This is a genomic window from Curtobacterium luteum (genome assembly GCF_001475545.1).
Taxonomy (GTDB): domain Bacteria; phylum Actinomycetota; class Actinomycetes; order Actinomycetales; family Microbacteriaceae; genus Curtobacterium; species Curtobacterium luteum_A.
Genome location: NZ_LDQC01000048.1, coordinates 1 through 19126, shown reverse-complemented (window position 1 = coordinate 19126; position 19126 = coordinate 1). Strand labels below are relative to the sequence as shown.

The 19126-nt window shown below is 72.6% G+C and carries 20 protein-coding genes; 9 read left to right on the top strand and 11 right to left on the bottom strand.

The features are described 5' to 3' along the window. Positions 1 to 47 precede the first annotated feature (47 nt). Complete coding sequence (locus NS184_RS08975; protein ID WP_193750435.1) at positions 48 to 662, top strand: TetR/AcrR family transcriptional regulator; 615 nt, start codon at positions 48 to 50, stop codon at positions 660 to 662. Between the two features lie 260 nt (positions 663 to 922). Next, the gene (locus tag NS184_RS08970) at positions 923 to 1294 is read left to right on the top strand and encodes a hypothetical protein (RefSeq protein ID WP_152998146.1); all 372 of its coding nucleotides are present in this window, start codon (positions 923 to 925) and stop codon (positions 1292 to 1294) included. 78 nt (positions 1295 to 1372) lie between these two features. On the opposite strand, the gene NS184_RS08965 is transcribed toward NS184_RS08970, so the two are convergent. The 8 genes from NS184_RS08965 to NS184_RS18320 all read right to left on the bottom strand — a co-directional run bounded on the left by NS184_RS08965 (position 1373) and on the right by NS184_RS18320 (position 8291). Beyond that, positions 1373 to 2413, bottom strand: coding sequence for a glycine betaine ABC transporter substrate-binding protein (locus NS184_RS08965; protein ID WP_058725779.1), 1041 nt, complete (start codon positions 2411 to 2413; stop codon positions 1373 to 1375). Next, positions 2410 to 3174, bottom strand: a complete 765-nt coding sequence (locus tag NS184_RS08960) for an ABC transporter permease (protein ID WP_058725778.1) — start codon at positions 3172 to 3174, stop codon at positions 2410 to 2412. Before NS184_RS08960 ends, NS184_RS08965 begins: the two co-directional genes overlap by 4 nt. Then, positions 3167 to 4435, bottom strand: coding sequence for an ABC transporter ATP-binding protein (locus NS184_RS08955; protein WP_058725777.1), 1269 nt, complete (start codon positions 4433 to 4435; stop codon positions 3167 to 3169). Before NS184_RS08955 ends, NS184_RS08960 begins: the two co-directional genes overlap by 8 nt. Next, positions 4422 to 5069: an ABC transporter permease gene (locus tag NS184_RS08950; protein WP_058725776.1), complete on the bottom strand. Its 648-nt coding sequence runs from the start codon at positions 5067 to 5069 to the stop codon at positions 4422 to 4424. Before NS184_RS08950 ends, NS184_RS08955 begins: the two co-directional genes overlap by 14 nt. 206 nt (positions 5070 to 5275) lie before the next feature. After that, positions 5276 to 5941 (bottom strand): DinB family protein, encoded by a 666-nt coding sequence (locus NS184_RS08945; RefSeq protein ID WP_083513575.1) that lies wholly within the window; start codon positions 5939 to 5941, stop codon positions 5276 to 5278. Next, complete coding sequence (locus NS184_RS08940; protein ID WP_058725775.1) at positions 5938 to 6561, bottom strand: DUF6197 family protein; 624 nt, start codon at positions 6559 to 6561, stop codon at positions 5938 to 5940. The genes NS184_RS08945 and NS184_RS08940 overlap by 4 nt, the downstream gene beginning before the upstream one ends. 75 nt (positions 6562 to 6636) lie before the next feature. Beyond that, complete coding sequence (locus tag NS184_RS08935; protein WP_058725774.1) at positions 6637 to 7512, bottom strand: phosphotransferase; 876 nt, start codon at positions 7510 to 7512, stop codon at positions 6637 to 6639. Positions 7513 to 7619: 107 nt separating this feature from the next. Next, positions 7620 to 8291 (bottom strand): ScbR family autoregulator-binding transcription factor, encoded by a 672-nt coding sequence (locus NS184_RS18320; RefSeq protein ID WP_058725773.1) that lies wholly within the window; start codon positions 8289 to 8291, stop codon positions 7620 to 7622. Between the two features lie 49 nt (positions 8292 to 8340). On the opposite strand from NS184_RS18320, the gene NS184_RS18315 reads away from it, so the two are divergent. The 6 genes from NS184_RS18315 to NS184_RS08900 are packed head-to-tail and all read left to right on the top strand — an operon-like array spanning position 8341 to position 15338. Beyond that, the gene (locus NS184_RS18315; RefSeq protein WP_058725772.1) at positions 8341 to 9528 is read left to right on the top strand and encodes a hypothetical protein; all 1188 of its coding nucleotides are present in this window, start codon (positions 8341 to 8343) and stop codon (positions 9526 to 9528) included. After that, on the top strand, positions 9525 to 11501 hold the full coding sequence (locus NS184_RS08920) for a GMC family oxidoreductase (RefSeq protein ID WP_058725771.1): 1977 nt from the start codon (positions 9525 to 9527) through the stop codon (positions 11499 to 11501). The genes NS184_RS18315 and NS184_RS08920 overlap by 4 nt, the downstream gene beginning before the upstream one ends. Continuing rightward, on the top strand, positions 11498 to 13156 hold the full coding sequence (locus NS184_RS08915; protein ID WP_058725770.1) for a GMC oxidoreductase: 1659 nt from the start codon (positions 11498 to 11500) through the stop codon (positions 13154 to 13156). The genes NS184_RS08920 and NS184_RS08915 overlap by 4 nt, the downstream gene beginning before the upstream one ends. Next, on the top strand, positions 13153 to 14235 hold the full coding sequence (locus NS184_RS08910; RefSeq protein ID WP_058725769.1) for an alpha/beta hydrolase: 1083 nt from the start codon (positions 13153 to 13155) through the stop codon (positions 14233 to 14235). The genes NS184_RS08915 and NS184_RS08910 overlap by 4 nt, the downstream gene beginning before the upstream one ends. Then, on the top strand, positions 14226 to 14861 hold the full coding sequence (locus NS184_RS08905) for a hypothetical protein (RefSeq protein WP_058725768.1): 636 nt from the start codon (positions 14226 to 14228) through the stop codon (positions 14859 to 14861). The genes NS184_RS08910 and NS184_RS08905 overlap by 10 nt, the downstream gene beginning before the upstream one ends. A 42-nt stretch (positions 14862 to 14903) precedes the next feature. Then, positions 14904 to 15338, top strand: a complete 435-nt coding sequence (locus NS184_RS08900) for a hypothetical protein (RefSeq protein WP_058725767.1) — start codon at positions 14904 to 14906, stop codon at positions 15336 to 15338. A 6-nt stretch (positions 15339 to 15344) separates the two neighbouring features. Here NS184_RS08900 and NS184_RS08895 read toward each other — a convergent pair whose 3' ends face one another. Genes NS184_RS08895 through NS184_RS08885 form a run of 3 tightly spaced genes read right to left on the bottom strand, consistent with a single transcriptional unit; the run spans position 15345 to position 18378 of the window. Then, complete coding sequence (locus NS184_RS08895) at positions 15345 to 16493, bottom strand: PP2C family protein-serine/threonine phosphatase (RefSeq protein ID WP_058725766.1); 1149 nt, start codon at positions 16491 to 16493, stop codon at positions 15345 to 15347. Next, positions 16490 to 17257 carry a ThuA domain-containing protein gene (locus NS184_RS08890; protein WP_058725765.1) on the bottom strand — a complete coding sequence of 256 codons (768 nt, stop codon included), beginning with the start codon at positions 17255 to 17257 and terminating at the stop codon, positions 16490 to 16492. The genes NS184_RS08895 and NS184_RS08890 overlap by 4 nt, the downstream gene beginning before the upstream one ends. Next, complete coding sequence (locus NS184_RS08885) at positions 17254 to 18378, bottom strand: Gfo/Idh/MocA family protein (protein ID WP_058725832.1); 1125 nt, start codon at positions 18376 to 18378, stop codon at positions 17254 to 17256. The genes NS184_RS08890 and NS184_RS08885 overlap by 4 nt, the downstream gene beginning before the upstream one ends. Before the next feature lie 143 nt (positions 18379 to 18521). On the opposite strand from NS184_RS08885, the gene NS184_RS08880 reads away from it, so the two are divergent. Next, a complete protein-coding gene (locus tag NS184_RS08880; protein WP_058725764.1) occupies positions 18522 to 18977 on the top strand; it encodes a DUF3817 domain-containing protein in 456 nt (151 codons plus the stop codon). The last annotated feature ends 149 nt before the right edge of the window (positions 18978 to 19126 follow it).

Here is a 19126-nt window from a genome sequence, read left to right as displayed (position 1 = left end):
CTATGCACGTCACCGCCGCGGTGCCCACCGACGGCTACAGTCAGGGCATGCCCGAACCACTGGGTCTGCGCGACCGGAAGCGCATCGAGACACGACGACGCATCGCCGAGTCGGCCCGGTCGCTGGCGCTCGAACACGAGATCGACCACACCACGATCGAGCAGATCGCCGCGCGGGCGGACATCTCGCCGCGGACGTTCTTCAACTACTTCGACTCGAAGGAGGACGCCGTCCTCGGGCACACCGAGCTCGACCTGTCGGCGGAGGCGTTGGCCGCGCACCTCGAGGCGGTCGCGGGCGAGCCGGCGGCGCAGGCGGTCGTCGACCTCGCGTTCCTGGTGTTCGGCGACACGTTCGCGGACGAGACCGAGCGGACGGCTCGGAAGGAGCTCGTCGTGCGGTTCCCGCAGCTCATGCGGCGGCAGGTCACGCGGATGACGACGGTGTCGGAGGCGATGGTCGGTGCGGTCCGCGAGGTGCTGGCGCGCGACCCGGCCTGGGGGCCGGAGGCCGCCACCGCCCAGGCCGCCGAGATACTCCTCGGCATGTGCATGACCGCACTGCGGAGCGCGGCACGACACGAGGGCGAGAGCGCGGACGAGGTGCGCGCCGAGGTGGTCGCGTTGATCCGCGACACGGCGTCGCGGATCGCGACCGCCTGACGGTCCACGCGAGCGAGTGACGGACGGGAGGCGCGGTGCCAGCCGGCGCCGTGCCTCCCGTCCGTCTCGTGGTCGCGTCAGCCCTTGCTGATGAAGCCCTCGTCGTCATGCAGTGGGCAGATGACGTCGCGGATCGCCGAATTCCGGATAGCGGTGATCCCGACATCATCCCCGGCTCGGGGTTGCCGACTCCACGAATGTGTACGAGGGTGGAAGAGGGGGTCGGAACGGCCCTGCCGTGAATCACGAAGGGGAAAGTAATGAACACGCGCAAGGGAATGTTGGGGATCATCGGCGCGGTCGTCGTGGCAGCGGGGCTCATGATTGCACCCGCGCCGGCGAGTGCCGCCAAGCTCCCGAAGATCGAATGCAAGTACAGCGGCGGTGTGACGACCTGCAACGTGGTCGCTCTCGGAGGGTACTGCGGCTCGTCACGACGGGTGGGGGTCGGAATCACGACCGGCAAGCGCGGAGGGATCCTCATCCAGGACGGCGGTTCGGGTGCGCTGCAGTGGAAAGCAGGGAAGGTCAAGGATCACGTCCTCCCTGTCGGCACGACGTACTTCGCGGTGACCACGCTCTACGGCAAGGCCACCTCCGCGGAGAAGCCGTACGTCAGCTGCTCACTCTGACGAGCCCGGAAGCCTGCCACCGGTCGATCCGGGGGCAGGCTTCCGTCCCGATCCAGGGACGACGTGGCGCGCCGGACGTCAGGGACGCTTGACGAACCCCTCATCGACCATCCAGTCGAGCGCCACATCGGCGGGCTCGCGTCCTTCGACGTCCACCTGGCGGTTGAGTTCCTGCAGGACAGCATCGGTGAGTTTCGGCGATATCTGGTCGTACACGTCCTGGAGTTGCGGGTACGTCTTGAGTGTCGCGGTGTTCAGCACGGGTGAGACATTGTAATTCGGAAAGAATTGCCCATCGTCGTCGAGCACGGACAACCCGAGTGCTTTGATGCGTCCGTCGGTCGTGAAGACCTCGCCGAAATTGCACTTCCCCCGGTCGGTCGCGGTGTAGACGGTGCCGGTGTCAAGAATGCTCACATTGTCGCGAGGCACTCCGTTCGCACCACCGCCGAGTTGCAATCCGTACTTCTCGAGCATCGGCTTGAACCCGTCCGGCCGGGAGTAGAACTCCGACTCGACGCAGAACGTCCGCTCGGCTTTCGGCAGGTCCTTCACCTGGGACAGCCGCGTGATGCCATCGAGCCCGTCGACCGCTTCGGACCGGACCGCGAATGCGTACGTGTTGTTCATCGGTGCAGGTCGCAGCCAGGAGAGGCCGTTCTGCTCGTCTTGGTCCCGGACGGCGACGTACTGCTCCTCCGGGTCGCGGATGGGGTCGGAGTGCCCCATGAACGAGAGCCATGCGGTCCCGGTGTACTCGTAGGTCATGTCCGCACCGCCGTCGAGCATCAGCTGCCGCACCGCGACGCTGCCCGGGACGTTGGTCTCGTCCGTGACGTCGAAGCCCGCGGCCTTGGCCGCGATGACGCCGATCTTGCCGAGGACGAGCTGCTCCGTGAAGTCCTTCGAGGTCACGGTGACGTGGGCACCGGCCGGTAGGTCATCGATCCGTTCGATCGACGCCGGCTCGACACCGGGGACGTACGCAGTGGACGGCTGCAGTCCGCATCCCGCGAGGGAGATCACGGCGAGGGCGCCGAGGGTGACCGCAACGACCCTGGGCCGGCGTCGGCTCCTCCGAGGGTCGAGCACCGTGTCATCGAAGTGTGTGCGCTTCATCGAAGTCCCTTCGGTCGGGCAACCGTCTCGACGATGCGGCCGAGCCAGTCGATGGCGAGGGCGAGCAGTGCGACCAGGACCGCTCCCGAGATGAGGACGGACGGGAGGAACAGCTTCACGCCCGTCGTGATGAGGAGCCCGAGACCACCTGCACCGATGAAGGTGGCGAGCGTCGCGGTCCCGACGAGGAGCACCAGCGCAGTACGGATGCCTGCGAGCATGACCGGTACGGCGAGGGGGAGCTCGACCCGGACGAGGACCGAGAAGGCACTCATCCCCATCCCGCGACCGGCCTCGACGAGTCGCTGGTCGACGCTCTCGATGCCGATGATCGTGTTGCGGAGCACCGGCAGGATCGCGTAGAGCACGAGGGCGACGACGGCGGACCAGCTGTTGAGACCCAACCACGCCGCGAGCAGCACGATGAGGCCGACCGCTGGCGCAGCCTGCCCGAAGTTCGCGACGGCCAGGATCACCCCGCTCGCCCTCCGGAGCCAGCCTCGGGTCAGCACGATCCCGAGCGGGATCCCCAGCACGAGGACGATCGCCGTCGACTCGGCGGTGAGCGTCAGGTGCTGCCACGTCAGGTCGAGGATGTCCGCCGGGTTGAGGGTGCTGCGCTCGGTGGCGGTCAGATCGGCGGTGTTCAGCCAGATGGCGAACACGACCAGTGCCACGAGGATGACCACCGGCTGCAGGACCAGGGAGCGCCATGCGCTGCGTGCGGAACGATCGATCCCGCTCGCGACGGCGTCAGCCATCGGTGCGCTCCTCGGCGGGTGCCGGTGCGGGCGGCATCGTCTCGATCTGGTTGGTGTTCGTGCCGACCGGGGTGTACGCCTGCTCCTCGGCCGCGGCGGCGCGCGACTTCGTGATGGCGTCCATGACGGTCTCGACGGTGATGACTCCGCGGAACGCGTCGCGACGTCCGGTCACGAGGGCGGCACCGGCGCTCGACACGAGCATGGTGTCGAGCGCGTCGTTGAGGGTCGCGGCCTCGCCGACCACGGGCAGGGTCGGATCGATGCCCTCGGGGATGCGGTCGAGCCGCTCGATCTGCCGACGGGTCGGCCAGCCGATGGGCCGCTGACGACGGTCCACCACGACGGCGTGCCCGTGGCCACCCGCCTCGCGCATGCGCTGCAGGACGGCCTTCGCCTCTTCACCGGGGGAACACGTCACGGCCGACTCGACCTCGACGTCACGCACCCGGTTCAGCGTGAGCTGCTTGAGCCCGGCACCGGAGCCGATGAAGTTCTCGACGAACTCGTTCGCGGGCTCGGCGAGGATCCGCTCCGGGGTGTCGTACTGGACGATGTGGGCGCCCTCGGAGAACACGACGATCCAGTCGCCGAGCTTCACGGCCTCGTCGAAGTCGTGCGTGACGATGACGATCGTCTTGTGCAGCTCCTCCTGGATGCGGAGCAGCTCGTCCTGCAGCCGCTGCCGGGTGATCGGGTCCACGGCGCCGAACGGCTCGTCCATGAGCAGGACGGGCGGGTCCGCGGCGAGCGCCCGGGCCACACCGACGCGCTGCTGCTGGCCGCCGGAGAGCTCGCGGGGGTACCGGTCACGGTAGGTGTCCGGGTCGAGGGAGACCAGGTCGAGGAGTTCGTCGACACGGGCGGCGATCTTGTCCTTCGACCAACCGAGCATCTTCGGCACGATCGCGATGTTCGCCGCGACGGTCATGTGCGGGAACAGGCCGCCGGCCTGGATGACGTAGCCCATGCGTCGACGGAGTTCGTCGCCGTCGATGTTCGTGACGTCGTCCTCGCCCACGACGATGCGACCCTCGGTGGGCTCGATCAGGCGGTTGATCATCTTGAGCGTGGTGGTCTTGCCGCAGCCGGACGGGCCGACGAGCATGACGACCTTGCCGGCCGGGATCTCGAGCGTGATGCCGTCGACCGCGGGCTTCGCCTGGCCGGGGTAGCGCTTCGTGACCTCGTCGAGCAAGATCCCCCGCCCGGTGACGGCCGGGTCGGCGGTGGCGGTGCTGCTGCGTTCAGTGCTGGACACGGATACCTCGCGAGATGGTCAGACGGCCGAGGCCGAGGAGCAGGAGGTCGAGGACCAGGGCGAGGAGGACCACGCCCACGGTGCCGACGACCACGGAGTTGAGGGCGTTCGCGCCGCCGAGTCGGGACAGCCCGGAGAAGATGAAGCCACCGAGCCCCGGGCCCAGCGCGTACGCGGCGACCGCGGCGACGCCCATCACCATCTGCGCGGAGACCCGCACGCCGGTGAGGATGATCGGCCACGCCATGGGCAGCTCGACCTGCACGAGGGTGCGGAAGCGGCTCATGCCGATGCCGCGCGCGGACTCGACGACGGTGTCCGGGATCTCACCGAGTCCGACGACCGCGTTGCGGAGGATCGGCAGCGCGGCGAAGAAGGTCACGGTGACCACGGACGGGACGACGCCGAAGCCGAGCGGGACGAGCAGCAGGCCGATCACGGCGAACGACGGCAGGGTCAACCCGACGGTCGACACCTCGTTCGCGGCGGCTCGGAGTCCGGGGATGCGGTAGACGAGTGCGGCGAGCACCACGGCGATGAGGGTGGCGAGGACGACGCACTGGACCACCAGTGAGAAGTGCTGCCACGAGGAGAACCAGATCTGGTCCCATCGCTCCACGACGTACTGGAACACGGGTGGGCGCTCCTTCCTGGTCGGTCGAAGTGCCCGCAGATCGGGGCACGAACGCGGACCAAGCTACGCAGCGCTTCGCTTCTTGTACATCTGCAAATGTTCGGATCGACGGGTCAAATCCGAGCAGGCGCGATGAAAACGCCTGGTCACCCGCGGTGCCGCACGTCCTCCCTGGGAGAACGGTAACGATACCGAGCGGGGGTCGGCTATGCGCCGAGGTCGCGGAGCCCGGCCCGTTCGGCGACGTCGACGAGGTGCTCACGCCACGCGACCCAGTCGGAGGCGCTCTTCTCCGCGAGGTTGCCGTCACCGTCGCCCGCGGTGCCGTCGAGCATCTCGCGGACGATGTCGGCGTGGCCGGCGTGCCGGGCGACCTCGTACCCGAGGTGCACGAGGACCTGGTGGAGGGTGACCTCGCGGCGCTCCTCGGGCCACCACGGGACGGCGCCGCGGGCGTCGAGGTCGAGCGCCGCGATCGTGGCGTCGGCGTGCGCGGCGGACCGGTGGTGGAACGCGATCACGTCGGCCATGGTCTCGTCGAGGGACGCGTACATGTCGTCGCCCTCCCACGACTCGAGCCAGGCGGGGGAGTCGGGCAGCGGTCGGCCGAAGACCTCGCCGAGGTACCCGGCCTGCACACCCGCGACGTGCTTGACGAGCCCGAGCAGGTTCGTGCCCGTCGGGGTCAGCGGCCAACGCGCCTGCCGCTCGGCCAGTCCCTCGACCTTGGCGAGCAGTGCCGACCGGTGCTTCGCGAGGTAGCGGTGCAGGGTCTCCTTCTCGGAGCCGGTCACCGCACGGTCGGCGACGGCCGTCCCCGGGGCCGCGGGGCGGACCTCGGGGACGTCGTCGTCGGGGACCTCGTCGTTCATGTTCCCGATCGTGCCAGACCCGGGTCGGGGACGGTCGCCCGGACGCGCGCCGACTCGTGCACGGCGACGCGTTCGGCCGTCAGGAGCAGACCCGCGACCTCCGCCGCGGTCCGGGAGGCACGGTCGTTCCAGCTCGTCAGGTCGCGGACGCGCGCCATCCGGACGTCGGGAGCCGGGCACCAGAGCACGGGGGAGCCCTCATCGACGGCGAGCGCGTTCCAGACGAGGTCGAGGGCGCGCTGGACCCGCTGCGAGTGGACCGCCGTGGGACCGCCGGCCGCGTAGACGACCGAGCCGACGAGGCAGGCGCCGACGAGCGGGCGGCCCTGCACGCCGACGGCGGAGGCGCTCGAGGCCTTGCGCATGCGGCCGTGGTCGTCGAGGTAGGCGAACCAGGCGTGCTGGATCCAGCCGCGTTCGATGACCGCGCGGGCGTCGGAGAGCAGCGCCTCGAGCTCGTGCAGCTCCTCGATGCGAGCTGTTGCACGGCGGGTCCGGACGGCCGAGCGGTGGGCGGCGTACCGGTCGAGCAGGCCGCGGATCCCACGGCGTGCGGGCGGACTGGGGACGGGGGAGGCGTCGGTGGCGACGTCGTGCTGGACGCGGAACTCGAGGGTCATCAGGCCCCTCCGATCTTCACGTGCACGGATGTGTGGGGGTCAGGGTAACCCCGGGTCCGTGCAGCGCAACAGCCCTCAGTCGTCGAGGACCGCGTCGATCGCGCGCCGGCCGACCGCGCGGAACGCGGGGTCGGAGGTGGTGTGCAGGGCCGAGGCGATCGACACGGCCCAACCACGGGACCGCTCCCAGGTCTCGTCGTCGACCGCCAGCGCTGTCCGGAAGCCGCGCCGGGCCTCCCGGTCGAGCGTCAGCCACGCGGTCGCGAGGTCGACGGCGCGGTCTCCTGAGGTCACGTCGCCGAAGTCGACGACCGCCGTCAGGCGGTCGCCGTCGGTGTCCGGCTCGACGAGCAGGTTGAAGGGGTGCAGGTCGCCGTGCACCCAGACGGGAGGCTCGGTGGACGCCGGCAGGTCGGCGGCGGTCCGCCAGACCGCGGCCAGCTCCCGGCCGCGGGGCACGTCCGCGGTCGTCAACCGGTGGAGCACCGCGTCGGAGCGCTGCGCGAGGGGGACGGCCCGGACCGGGTTCACGGGCGCGTCCGCGGGGGCGGGCACGTGCAGGAGTTCCAGGAAGGCGGCGAGCGCCGCGCCGACCCGGCTGCCGCCGACCCGCTCGCCCGCGGCGACGCCCGGCAGCCACGGGACGATGCTCCACGCCCACGGGTACCCCTCGGCAGGGGTACCCGTGCGGACCGGCGCGGGGACCGGGACCACCGGTGCGACGCGGCGGGCGAGGTCGGGCAGCCAGCGCTGCTCGTGCTCGATCAGCCGTGCGGCCGCAGCACGCCGGGGGAGTCGGACCGCCAGGTCGTCGCCGAGCCGGACGAGCACGTTGTCCCAGCCGCTCGCCGCGACCGTGAGCGGCCGGTCGGCGAGGTCGGGGTGTCGGGCACGGAGCAGCGCGCGCACGAGCGGGACGTCGACGTGCACCTCGGCGGCGGGTGTGGGCACGGCACGAGGGTAGCGCCCGCGGCACCCGTGAACGGGGGTCGGAGCAGGAACGTACCGGTTGGTATCGTCGTGCTGAGGTGACGTGGGTGTCCCTGGGGGGACCCGCGTCACCGGACCGGTCGTCCCTCGGCGTCCGGGGCGATGATCGCGACCAGGCGGGGGATCTCCGGCCGCGTCCGCTCCGTCACGAACGCGGCGAGGAGCACGGTCCAGAGTTCCCGCAGCCGCTCGAACAGGTCTGCTCGGCCCGACAGGACGTCCGAGACGGCCTGCACCCCGGTGTACGCGGGGCTGACGACCCGGCCGATGAGCGCCGGGTCCCAGCGGTCGTCGACCTCGCCGGCTGCGATGGCCTCGCGGAAGATGTCGGCCGTCACGCGCATCCAGTCGGTGTAGGGGTCCTGGCGGGCGATGCCGTTGCCGGCCGGCTCGGTCGAGAGCCGGATGCCCGCGCTGACGACGACCTCGGTGGTCATCTGGACCGCGAGCCCCTGCGACATCCACATCATCGACTCGAGCGGCGTCCGGCCCCGGGCGTACGCGAGCTCGGCGTGGGCACGGGACACCTCGTGCTGGCGGGCGACGACGGCCCCGGCGAGGTCGGCCTTGGACGCGAAGTGGAAGTACAGCGCGCCCTTCGTGACCCCGGCCCGCTCGGCGACCCCGTCCATCGACGCGCCGACGTAGCCGCGTTCGTCGAACTCCCTCGCGGCGCCGTCGATGATCGCCGCCCGTGTCGCGACGGCCCGCCGCTGCCGGGAGGGTCCGTCCTGTGACATGCACGACCTCCGCAGTCGATCGTAGCGACGGATCCGAACAGATCGCGTCATGTCGCACACCACCGGACACCCCGCCCCCCTCGACCACCTGCCGGACGCCGCAGCCCCGCGCCCGCGCACGTCGACACCGGACCGCGGTCGCTTCGCCGTCCTCACCGCGGGCACCGTCGTCCTCGCGACGGGGATCGTCCTGATCGTCTCGGAGGCCCTCCCGCTGCTCGCCGGGTGGGTCCTCCCCGTGGTGCTGACGCTCCTCACGGTCGTGTTCCTCGTGCTCGGCCGACGGGCGGCGGCGTCCGGATCGACCGCGGCCGCTCGCGCGTGGGCGGGCTGGGCCGGCGCGACGGCGACGTTCGGCCTGTTCGGACTCGTGAACCTCGTCGGGCTGGGCGGTGCGCTCGTCGCCGTGCTGCTCGTGGCCGTGGCGGTCAACGTCGGGATCGCCCTGTGGTTCCGCTCGCCCGTCCAGTTCGTCGTCGCGCAGGGGCTGACGCTGGCCTGGGGCGTCGTCGCGCACGTGTTCGGGGTCGTGCCGGTCGCCGTCGTCGTGGCCGGTCTGGTCGGCTCGTGGTGGATCCGCACGGTCGGCGCGGCACGGAGCGTGGTGGTCGCCACCACGGTGCTCCTCCCCGTGGGTGTCGCCCTGGTCGTGCACCCCCTGACGCACGACGGAGCCGCGGTCGACGGTGCGGACGTCGCGGTCCTGACCGGTGCGGTCGCGGTCGCCGTCACCGCGGGGTCGGTCGTCGGACGGGCCCCCGGGGTGTCCACCGTCTGGTCGACGACGCGCGTCACCGCCGTCGTCGTCCTCGTCGCGCAGGTGGTCGCGGGGGCCGTCCCGGTCGTGGCGTCGTCGCTCACCTCCGCCGCGCCGTGGCCCTCGGTCCTCCTCGCCGCTGCGGCCGTCCTCGGGAGCGCCGCGGTGGTCGTCGTGGCGCGGACCCGTGGCGGCATCGTCACGGTGCTCGTGCTGTGCTCGCTCCAGCTGGCCGAGCTCGTCCTCGCACTGGCCGTCGGTACCGCCGCGGCCTCGACGGCCGGTCTCGGTGGGTTGCTCGTGCTCTCGGTCGTCACCGCCACGCGGCGTCGGTCCGTCCTCGCCTGGGTCCCGGTGCTCGTGCTGCCCGCCCTGTGGGGCGCGGTGGTCGCACTCCCGGTGCTCGCGGTGGCGGGGGTGCTCGTCGTGTCCGGAGCCGTCGTGGCCACGGTGCTCGCCCCGGCGGGGGCCCGACGGTGACCGGGCGGCCGTCGCGACGCGACTTCATCGCTGGCGGACTCGCCGGGGCCGCCGCGGTCACGGCGGCCGGCGCCGTGTTCGCCGCACGACCGGGTCCGGTCGGCGACCCGACGGACGGTCCACGCCGGCCCCCGGTCGACACCGGTGCGCTGGCGACGGCGACCGAGTACGACTACGTCGTGGTCGGTGCCGGCGCCGGCGGCGTCCCGCTCGCGGTGCGGCTCGCCGAGGCCGGGCACAGCGTCCTCGTGCTCGAGGCCGGACCGGCCACGACCGACCCGGACGTCTACGCCGTCCCCGCCTTCCACCTCTTCGCGTCGAGTGACCCGCAGATGAGCTGGGACTTCTGGGTCCGGCACTACACGGACGCCACCGCGCACGGGTCCGCGTTCGTCCCGGAGCGCGACGGCGTGCTCTACCCGCGCGCCTCCACCCTCGGCGGCTGCACGGCGCACCACGCGCTGCTCATGCTGGCCCCCGAGTCCGCCGACTGGGACCGCATCGGCCGTGCTACCGGCGACCCGAGCTGGAACGCCCTCGTGATGCGGCGCTACCAGGACCGCGTCCGGGAGTGGCTGCCGATCGAGACGTCCCCGGCGGCGATCCTGACCGAGGACCCGACGCTCGCCCGCATCGTGACCGCCGCGCTCGTCGAGACCGGGCACCTCGCTCCGCCCGCGTCCGACGTCGACGTCGAGGCCGGCACCGTCGGCGGGACCCTGCTGGACCCGAACGACCCCCGCGGGGTGGAAGCCCTCCGCGAGGGCACGTTCCTCGTCCCGCAGTCGTCACGGGACGGCAAGCGGTACGGCACCCGGGAGCGCCTGCTCGAGGCCGTCCCGGGTCTCGACGGCCGCCTCGCCGTCCAGACCGACGCGCTCGTGGAACGGATCGTGTTCGACACCTCCGGACGGGTCCCACGTGCCACCGGGGTCGACGTCGTCGTCGCGCCCTACCAGTACGGTGCGAGTCCGCTCCGGCGTCGTCTCGACCCCGCAGCACGGGATCGAGCACGCGTCCGGGTGACCGCGCGCCGCGAGGTCGTCGTCGCGACCGGCGCGTTCAACACCCCGCAGCTCCTCATGCTCTCGGGGATCGGGCCGGCGGACCACCTGCGCACGCACGACGTCCCCGTGGTGGTCGACTCCCCGGGGGTCGGCGGCAACCTGCAGGACCGCTACGAGATGACCGTCGTGACGGAGTACGAGCGGCCGTTCTCGGTCCTCGACGGCAAGACCTACGGGCAGCCGGGCGACCCGGGGCTCACCGAGTGGCGCTCGGGCGACCCGAACGCCCTGTACCGCTCGAACGGCATCCTCGTCGGCATCAAGCGGAAGGTGCCGCACGGCAGCGGACACCCGGAGCTGTTCGTGTTCGGCGCCCCGTCGAACTTCACCGGGTACCGTCCCGGGTTCGCGGAGGACGGCCTCCGCGGCGGGAACCACTTCAACTGGGCGGTGATCCGCGGGTACCAGCAGAGCATGGACGGCTCGGTCCGGCTCCGGAGCGCCGACCCGACCGACACCCCGGCGATCAACTTCCGGTACTTCGACGACGGTGGCGACTCCGCCGGCGTGCGCCAGGACCTCCGTGCGGTGCGGGAAGGGCTCGAGGAGGCCCGCCGCGTCAACGCCACCGCGCACCGGCTCCGGTTCGGCGACGCCGCGACCGATCGCGAACTGTACCCGGGGTCGGCGAAGCACGACGAGGAGCTCGACGCCGTGATCCGGCGGGACGCCTGGGGCCACCACGCCAGCTGCACCGCTCGGATGGGCCGCGACGGCGACCCCGCGGCGGTGCTCGACAGCGACTTCCGCGTACGCGGCACGACCGGTCTCCGGGTCGTCGACGCCTCGGTGTTCCCGGCGATCCCGGCGCTCTTCCCCCTGATGACGATCTTCGCCGTGTCCGAGCGAGCAGCGGACCGGATGCTCGCCGACGGACCCGAGCCACGACAGGAGCGACAGCCGTGACCACGTACCGCCCCATCGCCACGGAGGCCCTGCCCGAGGAGTGCTCGGTCGCGGTCATCGGCTCCGGCTTCGGCGCCTCGATCGCAGCCGCCCGCGTCGCCGCGGCGACCGACGACGTCCTCGTGCTCGAGCGCGGGCGCGAGTGGCTGCCGGACGACTTCCCGGCCGACTTCGCCGACGTCCGCCGCGCGGTCAGGAGCCGTCGCAACCCGCTCGGTCTCTTCGACCTGCAGCTCGGGGCCGACGTCGACCGGCTGACGGCGAACGGCCTCGGTGGCGGGTCCCTCATCTACGCGAACGTGCTGCTGGAGGCCCGACCCGAGGTGTTCGACGCGCAGTGGCCGAGCGGCATCGACGCCGACGAGCTCCGCCCGTACGCCGACCGGGTGCGTGCCGTGCTCCGGCCGCAGGTCGAGGACCGGCACACCCCGAAGGCGGAGGCACTCGCCCACCTCGGCCGACTGCACGGACGGGGGCCGGAGCGACTGCCGATCGCAGTGAAGCTGCACGGGGAACCCGGTCCGAACGCCGCCGGCGTCCACCAGCCGACCTGCACCCGCTGCGGTAACTGCGTGACCGGGTGCCGGGTCGGTGCCAAGACCACGATGTGGATGAGCTACCTGCCGATGGCCCGTGCGGCCGGGGCACGGATCGTGACACGGACCGAGGTCACCCGGGTCGTCCCCGGATCCGGTCGCCGACGCTGGGAGGTGCACGGGCTGCGACACCCGGCGTCGGGTCGTCGGCGGACCCCGATGCCCTTCGTGGTGCACGCGGACGTGGTGGTCCTCGGAGCCGGCGCGATCGGGACGACGGGGATCCTGCTCCGCAGCGCAGACGCCGGGCTCGCGACCAGCGCGCAGCTCGGGACGCGGTTCTCGGGGAACGCCGACTCCCTCTCCGTGTCGTACAACGCAGCGGGTCGCCGCTCCGGCACCGGCGCACGTGACGCCGCGGCGCCCGAGGTCGCGATCGGGCCGACGATCACGAGCACCCTCGACCTGCGCACCGGTCCGGACGGGTACCTCGTGCAGGACGGCGCGCTGCCCTACCCCGTCGCCGAGGCGCTCCGCCGGGTCCTCGGCCTGCGGTTCGCACTGAGCGCCGACAGCAGGGTCTGGTGCGACATCCGGCCGGGAGGCTGCCCACCGGGCTGTGGCGCGCTCGAGCACTCGCAGGTGTGGCTGGCGATGGGCACGGACTCGTCGGAGGGCCGCGTCGTCCTCGACGGGCGGGGCCAGCCGCGGATCGTCTGGCCCGAGGCCGGCGCCCAGGCCGTGTACGCCCGGCAACTCGCCGACCTCCGGGTGCTGTCCGACGGCTCCTCCGCGCGGTTCGTCGGGAACCCACGACGGGCCCTCCTGCAACGGGGCGTCCCTGCGGCCACGCCGATCACCGTGCACCCGCTCGGTGGTGCGGCGATGGCGGAGGACGTCGACCACGGGGTCTGCGACCCCGACGGGCGGGTCTTCCAGGCCGACGGTGACGTGCACCCCGGGCTGTACGTCGTGGACGGCGCGCTCTGTCCGACGTCGACCGGCGCGAACCCGTCGCTCACGATCGCGTCGCTCGCCGAACGGGCGGTCGAGCGGCTGGTCGAGCGCGACCTGCCGACCCTGGTCGGCTCGCCGCTCCGCACGGGAGGCACCCGGTGACGGCCCGCAGATCGGCGGGGGTCGCGCTCGTGGTCGCGGCGGCGATCGCGCTCGCCGCCGGCACCGTGCCGTCCGTCGTCGAGACGGTGCGCACCGACCGCGTGCTGGCCGCGAGTGCGGCAGCGACGACGTCGCCGTCCCGGTCGGAGCTCCCGGGCGAGACCCTCCGGCTGCGTCCGGTGTCGGGTCCGGTCACGGGCCTGCAGACCGGGTTCCTCCGGGTTCCCGACCTCGGCGGCGGGGCGCACCGGGTCCGGGTCGGCGTCGTCACCCCGGCCGACGAACCCGTCGCGGACGTGCTCTTCGTGCACGGGCACGCGGACCGGCTCGACAACCACGCCGCGCTGTTCGCCGACCTCCGCGCCGCCGGGATCCGGGTCGTGTCGTTCGACCTGCCCTCGCACGGCGAGACGGACGCCGGAGCGATCGACCGGTGGTCCTTCGACGACCTCGGTGCCCTGGCCGCACGCGTCGTGCACGCGACCGAACAGGACCCGGACCGGCCGTTCGTGCTGGCCGGCTGGTCGTTCGGCGGACTGCTCGCGACGCGCTTCGTGCAGGACCCGTCGATCCGCGCGGCCTTCGGCCGCCCGGTACGGGGTCTCGCGCTCGAGTCCCCCGCGATCGTCCCGCGCACCTTCGCCGGGGGCGACGGGATCTCCAGGCTGCGGGCGCTCACCCACAACCTCGGTGCGCCGGTCCTCTGTCCGCCCCGGCCGGCGTCGCCGTTCCTCGACCCGGTGTTCGCCGGCCGACTGCTCGCGCACGCCGGGGTGGCCGTCGCCGCTCCGGTGCCCGCGGCCGTGCCGACGCTCGTCGAACTCGCGGGCGACGACGACCGGTACGTCGACGTCCCGGCCGTCCGGCGCTGGGCCGAGACGGTCGCTCCCCGTGGCGGCGCGGACGTCCGGGTCGTGCAGTGCGCTGGCGCTCGGCACGGCATCGACATCGAGGCGTGGCCGATCGGCAGCGCCGTCCGGGGCGAACTCGTCCGGTTCACACTCGACGTCGCCGGACACGACGACCCCGCACGGGTCTCGCCCGTGGACACGTCCGAGGAGGGCGAGGCATGCCGCTGATCACCTTCCACGAGCGGATGGTCGGCCCCGTCGGACCGGTGCCGGACGTGCCGTGGACCGTCCGGCCACGCGGGCCACGCGGCGGGGACGGCATCGTGCGGTTGGCGACGACGACCGCCTCCCGACGCCCCGCCCTGCTCGACCTCGACGACCTGCGGGTCCGTGTCGACCGCCTCGACGGCAAGCGCGACGGGTACGAGGCGACCATCACCGCCGGGACCGTGACCGGCGTCGCCGCCGGACCGACCCGTGTTGACGCCGGCTTCGCGGACATCCTGACGAGCGCGGTCGGCGGACGGCGCATGCACTACCGCCTGCTCGTCGCCGCCGGATCGGACGCGTTCGTCGTCGAGGGCCTGAAGCGCGTGCGTGGTGGGGTCCGAGGCGCCTGGACGGCGACCACGACCCTGCACACGGTCGTCGTGCGTGTCCCGCGGTCGGCGTTCCCACCCGAGGCGGACGCACGCCGCGCACGGCTGGCCGAGGGCGGGATCGAGGGGGTCGTCGTCACGGCAGGAGTGCTCCGCGTGCGTGGACTGCTCCGACAGGGAACGTCCCTCCGAGGCTCGGTCCTGCCGTTCCTCATCGGGTTCGCGCGACGAGCCGTGCAGGTCGGCCACAGCTGATCACCGGTCGCCGCCCAGCACCGGTGCCCTACGGTCGTCGGCATGCAGGCGTGGACGAACCCGGCGCTCCTGGCCCGGACGGGTCGGTGGCTGCTGCTGCCCGTGGCGGTGCTCGACTGGTTCGCGCTCGCCCCGCAGGCCGTCGTCGTGACGGCGTTCCTCGTCGCGGTGGCCGGGCTCGCCGCGATGGCGACCGCCCTGGTCGTCCGGATGCTCCGGCGCTCCCGTGGCGCGATGGCCGGCGTCGGCGTCGCGATGCTGCTCGGCGGTCTCGTGGTGTTCGCGCTCGACCCGTTCCCGCCGACGTTCCCGCTCGTCGACGCGTGGTGGCCCGACGCCATCACGCAGCCGCAGGTCGTCGGCAGCGCGTACTGGATGCTCCTCGGCCTCGGGATCGTGCTCGCGGGCGTCGGGATGCTCGCGACGCTGCTCGTGGTCGCCCTGACCGGACCCACCGCTCGCCCCCGCCAGCGCTGAGGGCGGTCAGTCGCGGCGGACGGTGATGATGGCCGCGGCGAGGGTCGGTGCGGCCGAGTCGACCAGTGATCGGACGACACCGGAGCCCGCGGCGGCCGTCCGCGCGAGGTCGGTCAGCCCGTCGACCCCGGGCAGCCGGAGCGCGCCGTCGGACGCGAGCACGAGGACGTCCCCGGGCCCGAGGTCGACCGGGACCGACGTCCGGACGGAGTCCTGCGGTCGCAGTCCGACCGGGAGGCTCGTGCTCCGGAGTTCCTCCACCGTGCCGTCGGCACGGACGACGGCCGCCAGGCCGTGTCCGAGGTCCACGAGCTCCAGGTGACCGGTCCCCGGGTCGAGCCGCGCGTGCACGAGCGTGGCGACCGCACCGGCGAGGGACAGGTCGGGGATGAGCTGTGCCTCCAGGCCGGCGACCGCGCGCTCGACGGGGACGTCCGTCCGAGCGGCGACCGCTCCCCGGATCGCGGAGGCGAGGAGCGCCGAGGCGCGACCCGCGACCACGGTGCCGACCGTCAGGTGCAGCGTGCCGTCCGCAGCGACCCGCTGGTCCACGACGTCACCTCCACCACCGTCGGGCTGCGCCACGGCGGTCGTGACGGTGTGTCCCGGTACCTCGACCGGCTCCGGCGCGAGGCCCTCGAGCACCCGACGGACCCGCCGCTGGTCGATCGCGTGCCCGAGTTCCCGCTCCGCCCAGCGTGCGAGGTCGCGGAGCAGGGCGACGTCCTCGGCACCGAACGTGCGCGGCTGGGCGTCCATGATGCAGAGCGTCCCGACACGCGTGCCGTCGAGCATCGACAGCGGCGCTCCCGCGTAGAAGCGGATCCCGTGCTCGGCGACCGCCGGGGTGGCGGCGAAGCGCGCGTCGAGGGCCGTGTCGGGGATCACCATCGGCTCGGGCGTCAGGACCGTCGTCGCGCAGAACTGCTCCGACGCCGGCACGCTCGTCCCCTGCTGCCACCCGAAGGTCGACTGCGTGGTGACGACGTCGTGGTGGACGAGGTTGAGGAACGTCAGCGGCACGCCGAAGGCCTCCTGCGTCATCCGGGTGATCCGGTCGAAGCGCTCCTCCGGTCCGCTCCCGAGCACGCCGAGCGCCTCGACGACGGCGGTGCGCCGGGCCGCGGGGTCGAGCGCGGTGGGGGACTGCGTCACACGTCCTGTCTACCCGCACCCTCCGCCGTGAACCAGTCCCGAGGGTGGGGGTCAGCCGTCAACTCGCGTCGTTCGGACTTCGGAGCAGCCCATCGTGCCGCGTTCGCGAGCACCCGCTGGACGTCGGGATGGTGGTACACCGGGTACTCCTGGTCGCCGGGGGAGAAGTAGAACACCCGGCCGAGGCCACGGCGGTACGCGACGCCCGACCGGAAGACCTCTCCGCCGGAGAACGTGGAGAGGAAGACCTCCTCGTCGGGGCGCGGGATGTCGAAGAACTCGCCGTACATCTCCTGCTGGTCGATGACGATCGGGTGCGGGACGCCCTCGGCGATGGGGTGGTCCGGGGCGATCGTCCAGACGAGCTCGCGGTCCTGGCCGTCGTTGCGCCACTTCAGCGAGCACGTGGTGCCCATCAGGCGCTTGAACGGCTTCGAGTAGTGGCCGGAGTGCAGCACCACGAGGCCCATCCCCGCGTGCACGGCGTCGACCACGCGCTGCACGACCTCGTCGGAGACCTCGTCGTGGGCGGCGTGACCCCACCAGAACAGCACGTCCGTCTGCGCCAGGCGATCGGCGGTCAGGCCGTGCTCGGGCTCCTGCAGCGTCGCGGTCGAGACGTCGGCGCCGGGGACGAGCTCCCGCAGTGCGGCGGCGATCACGGCGTGCATGCCGTCGGGGTAGTGGCCGATGACCGTGGCGTCGCCGCGGCTCTCGTGCACGTTCTCGTTCCAGACGACGATGTTCGGTGCGTCCTTCGTCATGCCGTGACCTCCATCTCTCGACCCGCAGCAGCGGACGCGTAGATCGCGTCGACGACACGGCTGCGGTGCAGTGCGAACTCCCCGTGGTGCCCCTCCTGGTCACCGGAGCGGATCGTGTCGAGGAACTCCTCGATGACGCGCTGGTGGTGTCCGGCGGGGACGCGAACGCCCGGCCGGGTGACGGTCGGCACGCCCTGCTCGTCGGAGTACAGCGTCACGGTCCCCTCGGTGGCGTAGTCGCGGACGAACAGCCGGGCGCCGCCGGTCGAACCGAGCAGCTCGACCTCGATGTCCTCGACGTCCTTCGAGTAGCTGGCCCAGCTCGCCTGGAGCTGCAGGCTCGACCCGTCCTCGAACCGGAGCAGGGCGTTCGCGAAGTCCTCGACGTCGAACGGGCGCCCCGTGGCCGCGGACACCGGGTCCCGGTCGCTGCCGCCCCGACCGGCGCTGCCGAGCTCGTTGTACGCCACGGCGCTCGCGGTCACGACGCGCGGTTCGCCGAGCAGGTGCAGGGCGATGTCGAGCACGTGCGAGCCGAGGTCGATGAGCGGACCGCCGCCCGCGGTCTCCTTGTTCGCGAACCAGCTCCGGATGCCGGGGATCCCCGCTCGCCGCAGCCAGGAGGCGCGTGCGTGGTACACGTGTCCGATCGGCCCGCTGCCGTCGGCGTCGCGCTGCGCGAGGTGGCCGCTGAGGAACTGGACGTCCGCGCGCCGGCGGTGGTTGTACGCGACCTCGAGCACGCGGTCGTTCCGCACGGCGGCGTCGACCATCTCCTGCGCCTGGTCGCCCGTCGTGGCGAGCGGCTTCTCGCAGAAGACGTGCTTGCCGGACTCGAGCGCCGCCACCGCGATCGGGTGGTGCAGGGCGTTCGGGACGCCGATCGACACGATGTCGAGGTCGTCGCGGGCGACGAGGTCCTGCCAGTCCTCGTACCGGTGCGGGACGCCGCGCGAGTCGGCGAGCTCGTGCAGCCGGTCGGTCTCCTGGCCGGCGAGGGCGATGACCTCGACCCCGGGCAGCGCGGTGTAGGCGTCGAGGTGCGTGGTGCCGGCGAAGCCGAGGCCGATCACCCCGACGCGCAGGGGTGGTGTGGTGTCCGTTGGTGTCGTCGTCGACATGCCGTCCACGCTAGTCGGAGCGGGGGTCGAATCGATACGACCGGCGGCGTGTCGGGCTGTCCGGGTCGGGCTGCTGCTGCCGGTGTCGGGGTTCTGCTGCCGGTGTCGGGGTTCTGTCGGGAGGGGTGCGCGACGATGTCGGCATGACTCCCCGATCCCTGTTCCGTGCGGCCGCGGTCGCCGAACTCGTGACCTGGACCCTGCTCATCGCCGGGATGGTGCTGAAGTACGGCCTCGACGCCGGCGACTGGGGCGTCCGGATCGGCGGCGGGGTGCACGGGTTCGTGTTCCTCGCGTACCTCGTCGTGACGACGGTCGTCGCGGTGAACCAGCGCTGGTCCTCCGGCGCGCTCGTCCTCGGGTGGGCCAGCGCCGTCGTGCCGTACGCCACCGTGCCGTTCGAGGTCGCGGTCGCCCGGCGCGGGATGCTCGACGGCGGATGGCGCCGTTCTGCCGAGGGCCGCGCGGGCTTCCGGGACCGCCTGCTGTTCTTCGTGGTGCGTCGCCCGGTGCTCGCGGTCGTGATCGGCGTCGTGGCGGTGGCCCTCGTGTTCTCGGGGCTGCTCGTCGTCGGGCCGCCGGTGCCCGCGCGCAGCTGAGGGCCGGGGCACGCGCGCGCCGAGGTTCCAGGACTCGCCGCTCACGTCCGCCGAGGTTCCGATCGACGGCGCGTGCCCGCGTGAGAACGCAGCATTCCGGAACCTGGCGGGCGCGCCCCCGGCGCCGGCGCGCCCGTGCGACGGACGGG

Coding starts and splice junctions, on each gene's coding strand:
- NS184_RS08890 (WP_058725765.1), bottom strand. CDS start 17,257: ATGACGAAGGACGCACCGAACATCGTCGTCTGGAACGAGAACGTGCAC.
- NS184_RS18320 (WP_058725773.1), bottom strand. CDS start 8,291: ATGTCACAGGACGGACCCTCCCGGCAGCGGCGGGCCGTCGCGACACGG.
- NS184_RS08970 (WP_152998146.1), top strand. CDS start 923: ATGAACACGCGCAAGGGAATGTTGGGGATCATCGGCGCGGTCGTCGTG.
- NS184_RS08905 (WP_058725768.1), top strand. CDS start 14,226: ATGCCGCTGATCACCTTCCACGAGCGGATGGTCGGCCCCGTCGGACCG.
- NS184_RS08900 (WP_058725767.1), top strand. CDS start 14,904: ATGCAGGCGTGGACGAACCCGGCGCTCCTGGCCCGGACGGGTCGGTGG.
- NS184_RS08960 (WP_058725778.1), bottom strand. CDS start 3,174: ATGGCTGACGCCGTCGCGAGCGGGATCGATCGTTCCGCACGCAGCGCA.
- NS184_RS08940 (WP_058725775.1), bottom strand. CDS start 6,561: ATGACCCTCGAGTTCCGCGTCCAGCACGACGTCGCCACCGACGCCTCC.
- NS184_RS08885 (WP_058725832.1), bottom strand. CDS start 18,378: ATGTCGACGACGACACCAACGGACACCACACCACCCCTGCGCGTCGGG.
- NS184_RS18315 (WP_058725772.1), top strand. CDS start 8,341: ATGTCGCACACCACCGGACACCCCGCCCCCCTCGACCACCTGCCGGAC.
- NS184_RS08880 (WP_058725764.1), top strand. CDS start 18,522: ATGACTCCCCGATCCCTGTTCCGTGCGGCCGCGGTCGCCGAACTCGTG.
- NS184_RS08975 (WP_193750435.1), top strand. CDS start 48: ATGCCCGAACCACTGGGTCTGCGCGACCGGAAGCGCATCGAGACACGA.
- NS184_RS08945 (WP_083513575.1), bottom strand. CDS start 5,941: ATGAACGACGAGGTCCCCGACGACGACGTCCCCGAGGTCCGCCCCGCG.
- NS184_RS08965 (WP_058725779.1), bottom strand. CDS start 2,413: ATGAAGCGCACACACTTCGATGACACGGTGCTCGACCCTCGGAGGAGC.